3 protein-coding genes are annotated in these 1,537 nt (G+C 40.1%); all 3 read right to left on the reverse strand.

The window, feature by feature from the left end; all coding sequences use genetic code 11:
• The coding region (locus PX482_RS27630) for a helix-turn-helix domain-containing protein (protein WP_072024880.1) at window positions 1–56 on the reverse strand (56 nt) is incomplete at its 3' end.
• Between the two features lie 139 nt (window positions 57–195).
• The gene (locus PX482_RS04905; RefSeq protein WP_002757096.1) at window positions 196–987 is read right to left on the reverse strand and encodes a Uma2 family endonuclease; all 792 of its coding nucleotides are present in this window, start codon (window positions 985–987) and stop codon (window positions 196–198) included.
• Between the two features lie 47 nt (window positions 988–1,034).
• Window positions 1,035–1,331 (reverse strand): toxin-antitoxin system TumE family protein, encoded by a 297-nt coding sequence (locus PX482_RS04910; RefSeq protein ID WP_353852234.1) that lies wholly within the window; start codon window positions 1,329–1,331, stop codon window positions 1,035–1,037.
• Between the last annotated feature and the right edge of the window lie 206 nt (window positions 1,332–1,537).

A 1,537-nucleotide genomic window follows, 5' to 3' on the forward strand; every position in this document is an offset into this window, starting at 1 on the left:
AATAGCGACTCTTGTTCGGGTGTGGGGTAAAATCGGAACGAGTAGGCTTTTTCCATGTCTCACATTTTAGCATATATTTCGTAAACGATGCTCATATTTAACAGTAAAGCCGTCGTAGAACGACGGGGTTTCAGACCCAAAATTTTCGATGATTGGTGATGCGGGTTGTTGTTGATACCTTGGAGAAGTCAGACCTTACACTTCATCAGGGTTAATGCCAAGCAATCTGAGCCTTTCAGCGAGCCGGATGGCTTTTTGTTCAGCCTCTTGTTTAGCCAAGCGTTCTTGAGCAGCGATCGCCTCAGCCTCTTGTTTCGCCAGCCGTTCTTGATCAGCGATCGCCTCTGCGTTCATCGCTCTTTCCTCAGCCGTTAGATAGCGATTTCCCGACTGGTCATACCAGTATAACCATTCCCGATACCAAGCAATATGTTCTCCTTTCTCGTAACCCAGTGCCAAGCCAATTTCTGGCAACCAAACTCGATTATTCTCACTTTCTAAAAGTTCATATTTTCCTGATATTAATTTATATACTTCTAATCGTTGTCGCTTTTTAAATCTTCCTCTTCTGCCACTGAAAGGATTGTAAATTACATAATACAGAATCCCCAGGCTTTGGTAATTTAAGAATTTCTCCTCATATTCACCATTATACTTCTCGGAAATTACCTCTAAAAACAAAATCGGCAAGATATATTTTTCCCCCCACAAAACATAGCTTAACCGACCTCTTTCTCCCGTATCATGGTTGACTCCAACTGCTAAGAAACCATCGGGGACAAAAGCTGATTCGTCTGGATTATAATAAACAGCCATATCTACCCCAAAATACCAATCATCTCGACCAGACCAAATTAAGGCTAATAAATTTAGCAGCAGATTGGGAAGATCATTCTGTAACTGATTGTCCACTGGAGTTTCATCGGAAGAGGGCAATTCTTCGGCGCTGGGAAGAGGGCGATTTTTGTTATAGGTGAGGTTAACCATAGCTCCTGCAAGCGTGGTGTTTGATTACTGCTAATTCTAACAGAAAATTACGGTTTTAGATTTCGTTGTTTTTCTGCGATTTCTAAAAGCACTTGCTCAAGACTTGGCTCAAGGCTTTCTTTAATGTCATCAACCTCGTGTTTATGATGGGGGAAAGTGGCAATTTCAACATGATGGGGTGCATTATCATAACGGAAGATCATAACTTGAGCTTCGTTCATGTAATGATAGCGATATTTTATCTTTGGTTTTGTGTCAGTATTTTTAACTTCAACAAAGTCTAAGCGATGATTATTTTCAAAAATAATTGAACCATTAATATAGCCTTGACTTGCGTTATAAATTTTGGCTCTTCGTTACTTGTTATGGTTCGATAGGGGGGCATAAATCGACTAAATCCTTATCTGGCAAGAGACTTAATTGATTAGTTCGCTCTAGATAAAAAACAATTGACAAAAATCGCTAAATGCCTTTCTGTATAAGGGTTCCATCCCTTATAACCCCCGTCCATTGCATAACACAAACCGAAGAGCCTAAATTTTCTTGGTCA

This window comes from Microcystis sp. M53602_WE12 (genome assembly GCF_030065455.1).
Taxonomy (GTDB): Bacteria; Cyanobacteriota; Cyanobacteriia; order Cyanobacteriales; family Microcystaceae; genus Microcystis; species Microcystis aeruginosa.

Bases quoted from the DNA above. Each gene is read 5' to 3' on its own strand.
- PX482_RS04905 (WP_002757096.1), bottom strand. From the start codon at position 987: ATGGTTAACCTCACCTATAACAAAAATCGCCCTCTTCCCAGCGCCGAA.